This window comes from Roseiarcus sp., assembly GCF_052145395.1.
Lineage (GTDB): Bacteria > Pseudomonadota > Alphaproteobacteria > Rhizobiales > Beijerinckiaceae > Roseiarcus.
This window is the reverse complement of record NZ_JBKQOT010000594.1, coordinates 1-8,360: the sequence shown is the minus strand read 5'-3', so window position 1 is coordinate 8,360 and position 8,360 is coordinate 1. Positions and strand designations below refer to the sequence as shown.

The 8,360-nt window shown below is 64.7% G+C and carries 7 protein-coding genes and 1 pseudogene; 4 read left to right on the top strand and 4 right to left on the bottom strand.

Features of this window, described 5'->3' with window-relative positions:
* The coding region (gene purM, locus ACLP25_RS20510) for a phosphoribosylformylglycinamidine cyclo-ligase (RefSeq protein WP_442471000.1) at positions 1–716 on the bottom strand (716 nt) is incomplete at its 3' end.
* A gap of 234 nt (positions 717–950) precedes the next feature.
* On the opposite strand from purM, the gene ACLP25_RS20505 reads away from it, so the two are divergent.
* The 4 genes and pseudogenes from ACLP25_RS20505 to ACLP25_RS20490 all read left to right on the top strand — a co-directional run bounded on the left by ACLP25_RS20505 (position 951) and on the right by ACLP25_RS20490 (position 3,731).
* Positions 951–1,517 (top strand): CDP-alcohol phosphatidyltransferase family protein, encoded by a 567-nt coding sequence (locus tag ACLP25_RS20505; RefSeq protein WP_442470999.1) that lies wholly within the window; start codon positions 951–953, stop codon positions 1,515–1,517.
* Positions 1,514–1,922, top strand: a pseudogene (locus ACLP25_RS20500) (VOC family protein). The gene ACLP25_RS20505 and the pseudogene ACLP25_RS20500 overlap by 4 nt, the downstream one beginning before the upstream one ends.
* 10 nt (positions 1,923–1,932) lie before the next feature.
* The gene (locus ACLP25_RS20495) at positions 1,933–3,042 is read left to right on the top strand and encodes an AI-2E family transporter (RefSeq protein ID WP_442470998.1); all 1,110 of its coding nucleotides are present in this window, start codon (positions 1,933–1,935) and stop codon (positions 3,040–3,042) included.
* Entirely contained in the window at positions 3,039–3,731 is a 693-nt protein-coding gene (locus ACLP25_RS20490) for a hypothetical protein (RefSeq protein WP_442470997.1), read from the top strand. Before ACLP25_RS20495 ends, ACLP25_RS20490 begins: the two co-directional genes overlap by 4 nt.
* A 133-nt stretch (positions 3,732–3,864) precedes the next feature.
* Here ACLP25_RS20490 and ACLP25_RS20485 read toward each other — a convergent pair whose 3' ends face one another.
* Genes ACLP25_RS20485 through ACLP25_RS20475 form a run of 3 tightly spaced genes read right to left on the bottom strand, consistent with a single transcriptional unit; the run spans position 3,865 to position 8,351 of the window.
* On the bottom strand, positions 3,865–7,776 hold the full coding sequence (locus ACLP25_RS20485; RefSeq protein ID WP_442470996.1) for a PAS domain-containing protein: 3,912 nt from the start codon (positions 7,774–7,776) through the stop codon (positions 3,865–3,867).
* A 3-nt stretch (positions 7,777–7,779) separates the two neighbouring features.
* The gene (locus ACLP25_RS20480; RefSeq protein ID WP_442470995.1) at positions 7,780–8,082 is read right to left on the bottom strand and encodes a circadian clock KaiB family protein; all 303 of its coding nucleotides are present in this window, start codon (positions 8,080–8,082) and stop codon (positions 7,780–7,782) included.
* A complete protein-coding gene (locus tag ACLP25_RS20475; protein ID WP_442471001.1) occupies positions 8,079–8,351 on the bottom strand; it encodes a circadian clock KaiB family protein in 273 nt (90 codons plus the stop codon). Before ACLP25_RS20475 ends, ACLP25_RS20480 begins: the two co-directional genes overlap by 4 nt.
* Positions 8,352–8,360 lie beyond the last annotated feature (9 nt).

Here is an 8,360-nt window from a genome sequence, read left to right as displayed (position 1 = left end):
AGTGCGCTCTTCACATAAAGCCGGGTCGGCGTCATCAGCGCTTCGCCCAATTTGGCGTTCTTCGCGAAAGGCGCGGGCGCGTCCCAGGCAAACCCGCTTTTCTCCACCAGCTTGCGCACCAGGGAATAGCCATTAGAATGCACACCCGACGAGGCCACGCCGATCAGCACGTCGCCGGAATTCATCTCACTGCTTCTGGGCAGCACCAATCCGCGTTCCACCGCGCCCACCGAAAAGCCGGCAAGGTCGAAATCGCCCTTGGCGTAAAGGCCCGGCATTTCCGCCGTCTCGCCGCCGACGAGCGCGCAGCCGGACTCCGCACAAGCCCCGGCGATCCCTTTGACGACGGCCGCGGCGACCGCCTCATCGAGCCTGCCGGCGGCGAAATAGTCGAGAAACAGCAGCGGCTCGGCGCCCTGGACGACGATGTCGTTGACGCACATCGCCACAAGGTCGATTCCGATCGTGTTGTAGATCCTGCTCTCGGTGGCGATCTTCACCTTGGTGCCGACGCCGTCGTTGGCCGCCACGAGGATGGGGTCGACGAATCCCGCCGCCTTGAGATCGAACAGGCCGCCGAACCCGCCGAGCTCCGCATCCGCCCCCGGCCGTCGGGTGGCGCGCGCGAGCGGCTTGATCCGATCCACGAGGCGGGCGCCGGCGTCGATGTCGACCCCAGAGTCCGCGTAGGTGAGAGGTTTTCGGCTGTCGGACATCGCGGCTCCAGGAACAGGGCTCCCGGGACGGGGTAATCGCTCGGCTGTTTTGGCGCAAGCGGAACGGAACGCCCGGTTTCCCAAGCTGCGCCTTGTCATGTTAGCGTCCGACGCCCTCTGGCGTGCAGCAACGGGGCGGTTCAGGCGGAGGATCGGGGAAGCAGGCGCAATGTCCGATGGCGCACGTCTTCGCATCGCGGCGGCGGCCGACGGCGCCGGGCACGGCGGAGATTCATGAATTTCTCTCAGCTCACCAACAATATTCCGAATCTCATCACCCTGGCGCGGATGCTGATGACGCCGGTCGCTGTCCTGATGATCGTATCCGAGCGGTATCTTCCGGCCTTCCTGATTTTTCTGCTCGCGGGCGTGTCGGACGCCGTCGACGGCTTCATCGCGAGGAACTTCAATCTGCGTACGGAGCTCGGCGCCTATCTCGATCCGCTCGCGGACAAGGCGCTCTTGAACTCGATCTACGTTTCCCTGGCGATCTACGCCGCGCTGCCGGCCTGGGTCGCCATCGCCGTCGTCTCGCGCGACGTGATGATCGTCGTTGCCGTCATGGTGTCCTGGCTGCTCGACAAGCCTGTGGAAATCCGGCCGGTCTGGGAGTCCAAGCTCAACACGGCGGCCCAGATCGGGCTTGCCGGTTTCGCGCTGGGCACGCGCGCCTACGGCGTCGATCCCCATCCGGCGCAGACCTACCTGGAATGGACCGTCGCGGCCACCACGGTCGCCTCGGGCGGCGTCTATGTCGCTCATTGGCTCGATCACATGACGCGCCAGGACAACCGGCGATGACCCAAAGCGTCGGCGCCTTCACCCTTCTGGTCCCGAGCTACGACGCCGGGCTCGCGTTTTTTCGCGACGCGCTCGCCTTCACCGTCGTCGAGGACACGCCCCTCGACCGCGGCAAACGGTGGGTCGTGGTCGCGCCGGCCGGAGGCGCGGGCGCGACGATCGTCCTCGCCGTTCCGGGCGACGATCGGCAACGCGCGCGTCGGCGACCAGACCGGGGGCCGGGTCGGCGCCTTCCTTTTCACCAGCGACTTCGAGAGAGACTATCAGGCTCTGACGGAGCGGGGCGTCCGGTTTCTGGAAGCGCCGCGCCGCGAGCGCTATGGAACCGTCGCCGTTTTCGCGGATCCTTGGGGGGGCAAGTGGGACCTCATTCAGCCGACCGGCGCGGACAGCGCCCCTTCATGAGCGCGAACTCATGAGCGTCGAGCGTCAAATCCTGTTCTGGGGCCTCCTCCTCGGCGTTCTCGGCTTTCTCCTGCATCTGCTCGGCTCGATTGTGGCGCCCTTCGCCGCCGGGATCGCGCTCGGCTATCTCCTCGACCCGCTGGTCGGCAAAATGGAGAAGCTGGGCCTCAATCGCCTCGGCGCCGCGCTGATCATTCTCGTGGTCTTTGCCGCGACTTTCTCGCTCGCCCTCATCGTGGTCGCGCCGATCCTGGGCAACCAGCTCGTCGCCTTCGCCCAGAAGTTTCCCGGCTATATCGTGAAGCTGCAGGCGCTGGCGCTCGACGAGGGCGCGGCGCTCGCGGACAAGTACCTCGGCGGCTGGATCAACACGCTGGGCCTGGGTGAGCAGTTCTCGTCGGGCCAGATCCAGAAGACGATCGGCGATTTCGTCGCCCAGGGCGCGCAATGGCTGGTCAATGCTCTGCGCGGGCTCGTGTCCGGCGGCGCCGCGGTCTTCAGCTTCTTCTCGCTGATGATCATCACGCCGGTGGTCGCCTTCTACATCCTGATCGACTGGGACCGGATGATCGCCGAGATCGACGGCTGGCTGCCGCTCGACCATCGCGACAGCTTGCGCAAGATCGCGCGCGAGATCGATCGCGCGCTGGCCGGCTTCATCCGCGGCCAGTCGCTGGTCTGCCTGTTTGACGGCCTGTGGTACGCGATCGGCCTGACGCTGATCGGGCTCGACTTCGGCTTCCTGATCGGCGCCATCGCGGGCGTTCTGGGTTTCATCCCCTTTGTCGGCTCGCTGACCGCGCTCGTCCTGTCGATCGCGGTCTCGCTGGTTCAGGGCTGGCCGAGCCTGAAGCTGTTTTTCTTGGCGCTTGCGGTGGTGGTCGCCGGCCAGTTTCTCGAAGCCTATGTCGTCTCGCCGAAACTGGTCGGCGGATCGGTCGGCCTTCATCCGGTCTGGCTGATGTTCGCGCTGCTCGCGTTCGGCCAGCTGTTCGGCTTCGTCGGCCTCGTCATCGCCGTGCCCGCGGCGGCGGCGATCGGGGTCATCGTGCGGCACCTCATCGGGCTTTATCTCGCCAGCCCCTTCTACCTCGGCCGCGCGGCCAAAGAGGGAAAATGATCGCGCCGCCGCGCCAGCTGACGCTCGACTGGCCGCATCAGCCGAGCTTCGCGCCTGAGGATTTCTTGCCGGCCCCCTCGAACCGAGAGGCGTTCGACGCGATCGCCCGCTGGCCGGACTGGACCAGCCGCATGCTGCTGCTCGTCGGGCCGGAGGGATCGGGGAAGAGCCATCTCGCGGCGCTCTGGGCCAGGAAAGCCGCGGCCATCACGGTCCCGGCGGACAGATTGGGCGAGGCGGAGATCAAGGCGTGCGCCGAAAGCCCGGCCGTTCTGATCGAGGACGCCGACAGGGTTGGCGAAGGCGAGGCGCTCCTTTTCCATATCGTCAACGCCGCCGTGCAAAACCAGAGCTCAGCGCTCATCACCGCGCGCGCGGCGCCGGACGGCTGGGGCCTGCAAACCCCGGACGTTTTGTCGCGCCTGCGCCTCGCGCCGCTCGTTCGCCTCGGCGCCCCGGACGTCGAGCTGACCGAAGCGGTCCTGCTCAAACTTTTCAGCGACCGTCAGTTGCAGGTCGAGCCGCGGGTCGTGGCCTTCATCGCCCCGCGCATCGAGCGGTCGCTTGCCGCAGCGCGCGAGATCGTCGCCGCGCTCGACCGCGAGGCCCTGTCGCGCGGCCGGCGAGTGACGCGCGCGATGGCCGCGGAGTTTTTGCGAGAAGCGCCGCCGGGGGAGGAAGCGTCGTAGAGGTCAAAATCAAGCGCTTGTCGCCCCGGCTGGACGACGGCAGCGTGCAAGGCGCGGCCATTCGTTGGGCGGCGTCGGTATGGCCGGCCATGGCCAGAGGTTGAGTCCTGCTGACCGGCGCCAACACATCACGCTACCGACTGCTGAGCAGGCGCTCCAGTTCGCGTCGCAGGTTTTCCGCGTCGACCGGCTTGTGCAGGACGATGAAGCCGCTGGCGTCCATTTCCGCGATGCGCTCGACGGCGGTGTCCCCGGTCAGCACGATGGTGGGGATTGGCCTCCCGGCTCGACGCTCGATTTCCTTTGACGTCGCGACGCCTGTAAGGGGTCCGCCGAGCCGCTGATCGGCGATGATCGCGTCAAAACGCCAGCGCTCCGCCCCCGCGAGATCCAAGGCCTCCTCGCCGGTCGCGGCGGACATGTGCGCGCAGCCCCAGTCGCCCAGCAGAGCGGCGATGCTGAAGCGTACGATCGAATTGTCCTCGATAAGCAGGACCCGGCCGTGGAAGCCAGCGGACGCCGGTTCGGGCGCCGCAGTCGGAACGCCTTCGCGATCCAATGGCAACAGAAGCGAGAAGCGCGATCCCTGCCCGACTCGCGAGGCCATCTGCACCTCGGCGCCCAACAAACCCGCGATACGGGAAACGATGGCGAGGCCCAGGCCGAGTCCCTCTTCGGGGACGCGGCCGGGGTTATGAACCTGGTAGAATTCCTCGAAGATTTTCCGCCGATGGTTGGCCGGGACGCCAACGCCGGTATCGACGACGTCGATGCGCACGCGCTCCCCGCGAATCCTTGCCCCGATGAGGACTCCGCCCATGGCAGTGTATTTCAGCGCGTTCTCGATAAGATTGCGCATCGCCCGCTGCAGCAGCGCGGGATCGCTGCTAGCCCATACGGCGCGCGGCTTCGCAAGCAGCCTCAGGCTCTTTTTCGACGCCCTCTCGCGATATTCCTCGCTCATCTGCTCGATCAGCAGCCCCACATCGACAGGTTGCATCTCGGGCGCCACCACGCCCGCGTCGAGACGGGAAATGTCGAGAATGCCCGCAAGCAGAACGTTCAGCCCGTGTACCGCCGACTCCATTGCGCCGATGATTTCGACGAGTTTTGGATCGCTGGCGATTTTGCGCTTGAGCAGGCCAGACAGCAGAATCAACGACTGCACCGGCTGGCGAAGGTCGTGGCTGGCCGCCGCCAGAAATTTGGACTTGGCCTCGCTGGCGCGTTCGGCCTCGGCTTTGGCGGCCGCGAGGCTATTCGCGGATTCGACCTGCGCGGTGATGTCGCGGAAAGTGGCGGCTGCGTAGGGCCCGAACGGAACGATCAAATTGAGGAAATGGGCCTTGATGCCGTCGGCGTCATAATCGAGGACGTATTCCTGGGCTCGTCCGCTTTCGATGATCCGGCCGTACTGTGCAATGAGCCCGCCGGCAAGCTTCGCGCCGGGGATCGTTTGACTGATCGGCTGGCCGAGCATTTGCTCGGGCGTGCTGAGGCAAAATTCCGCGGCCTTCGGATTGACGTAGACGACCTTGAGATCGACGATCCGCCCGCCGCCGCCCTTGATCGGTTCATAGATCAAGAAAGCATCGAGAGACGCCTCCTGGGCCGCGCGGAACCGTGCTTCACTCTCCGCCAGTTGCTTTTCGGCGAGTCTGCGGTCGGTGATGTCGAGATTTGTGCCCACAACCCATTCGACCTGCCCCTGCCCATTGGTCCGGGTCGTCTCCACGGCCTGAATGACGCGCGTTTCTCTGTTGTCCTTGCGCCGCAACCGGAACTCGCGGCGATTGATCCCGCCCTGGCGAGCGTGTTCTCGCAAGAGAACCTCCTGGGCGGCCAAGTCCTCGGGCAAGACGGACGACGCCCAGATCGCGTAGTTTACGTAGCCGTCTTCCGTCTGCGGGATCCCGTAGATCCGAAACATCTGCGGGTCCCACCAAATCGCGTCGGTGGCGATGTTCCACTCCCAGATGCCGACGCCGCTCGCTTCGGTGGCCAATTGGCTGCGTTGCTGGTTGTCGCGCAGAGCCTCCTCGGCGCGTTTTCTCTTGGTGATGTCGGCGACGACGCCAGTCATCCGGACGACACGGCCCTCCTGGTCATTGATCACGGCCCCGTTTGCGTCGATCCAGTGGATGCCGCCATCCGGCCAACGGACGCGCGCTTCGAAGGATAGCCGGCCCGTCTGCTCGCTGCGTGCAAACGCCTCGCGGAACACAGGCAGATCTTCCGGCACGATTTGTCGCGCCGCGATTTCGGGCGACCACTCCGGCTGCAGCGTCTCGTAGCCGAATACTTGATCGTGGCGCAGGGACCGCGTCGCTTTCCCTGTGGCGAGGTCGATGTCCCACGCGCCCAGATCCGAAGCCTCGAGGGCGATCCGAAATCGCTCCTCGCTCTCTCGCAGCGCCGTTTCAACGCGCTTGCGCTCGGTGATATTGTTCGCCGCGCCGATGATCCCGATAATTTCATTGCGCGCGTTGCGCAGCGGCTCGGCAAAGACGTCGAAAACCTGCGGCGTCGAGCCCGCGAGACTTAGCAAGGTGACGTCTTCGCGGATGACGGCGCCCTCCAACGCCCGGCGATACAAACTGACAAGCCTGTCAGCGCTCTCTGCAGCAAAGTACTCATCAAGAGTCTTTCCGAGGATCGCAACGTCGCCAAATCCGGTTTGGGTGCCGTGCACCCAGGTGCAGCGCAAATCGCGATCAAAAGTGAAGGCGACGGTCTTGCTTAACTCCGTCGCCAGACGGAAACGCTGCTCGCTGCGTTGCAGGGCGTCCGCCGCCTTTTTCGCCTCGGTGACGTTGCGCGACACGCCGACGAGGCCCACAACCTTTCCAGCGCCGTCGTGCAGCGGCGATTTGGCGACCTGGAAGATCAAGGGCCGGTCCGCGGGCCCGAACGACTCTTCCACGGTATCCGTGCGCCCGCTCGCCATGATGCGGGCGTCGTTATCGAGCATGCGTTGAGCGAATTCCGGAACGGGAACGAGTTCGCGTGCGCTCAAGCCCAACACTTTTTTGGAATCGCCTTCGCCGAGAAGATCGAAGGTCGCTTGATTGCCAAGAATGATGCGTCCCTCGGTGTCCTTGGCCCAAACGAGATCGGGCGTTGCCTCGATCACCGTCCTCAATAGGGCGGCGCCCTTAAGGGCTTGCTCCTCGCTTCTCTTGCGCGCAGTAATGTCGGTCGCGGCGCAAGTGACGCCGATAATCTTTCCGACGTCGCCATAACGCGGTTCGACGAACAGGTCATAATATTCAAGTAGCGCGCCTGGGGGCGCCGCGGCCACTTCCTGTCGGGACGGCTGGCCGGTTTCGATCACGCTCCGCTTGATCGCCGTCAGATTGGCGGCGCAAACCGGGTCCATGATCTCCGCGTCGGTCTTCCCAATGATCTCTTCGCCCTTTAACCCAAGACGGGAATTGTACATCCACGTGTAGCGAAGCTCCAAATCCTGCTCGAACACCGAGACTCGCGAGTTCGCCAGCGCTGTCCGAAAGCGACGTTCGCTTTCCTTCAATTCTGCGGCCGAGACCTTGAGCGCTTCAATGTCGTCAAGGGCGGTCACCACCAGAGCCACGCAAGGACGGGCGTCGAAAGAAATCGGACCGGCGGAGACCCGCACGGGCGTTCGTGCGCCGCTGTCGTGGATCAACGCCATCTCGGCCGCGGTGTGCGATTCGAGCCCTGCGGCCAGCAACCCTCTTGCAAGGCCGCGCTGCGCCGGCGTCACGAGGTCGAGAAAATTCTGTCCGGCCACCTCGCGGCCGAGCATCCGCGCCAGTCCGCCGTTGCAGTACGTAATCGTATGCTCTGCATCGAGCACGGTCGCCGCGCCCGGCATGCGCTCGACAAGCTCGCGGTAGGGCTCGCTGGCGTCGCGAAGCGTATAGATGCGCGGTCCGTCGCTGGTCTCGATGACGACCGCATCGGCCTCGCCGAGGACAATAGCGTCCAGAGTCTCCTCTGCAGCCTTGCCGGTCGGCGCGAAGGAACTCAGCGGGTTGCCAAGAGTCTCGGGCCGATCGTTCATCGGTCAACTCGACAGTCCCAAACCGGCCGCAAGCGGCGCGCTATCCGACATATCGCCAATGAAAAGGCGTTTCGGAACCGGCGCGAGCTTGAGCAAGGTCGGCAGGGCGACGATCTGGTGCTCGCGCGCCGCCGCCGGATTGCGGTAGATATCCACGATTTCCAGGCTGTAGCGTCCTGTTAGCTTCGCGTCGCAAAGCTTCCGCACCGTTGCGATGGCGCGCATGGACCGGGGAGTCGCGCCGCAGACAAAAAGACAAAGTCGAAACTGGTCGGCGCATTGCTCGTCGTCGAAGGCCGCGCTCAAGTCGCCCTCCTATGATCCGGCTGGATCGAGCTCGAGCCCGACGATAACACGCTCCCTGTTCGAAAGATCACCATGATTCGCTTCAAGGGTGGGGGCAATTGTCGCACCAGGGTCGGAATCGCGACGATCTGGTCAGCTTTGGCCCGCTCCGGATGTTGCAAGAGGTCGATGATTTCGAGTTTGTACCGGCCGGCCAGGTGCTGGTCGCAAAGCCTCTTCAGGTTGGCGAGCGCTATGCGATTACGATCGATGACGACACCGACCAACACCTGCGCGAC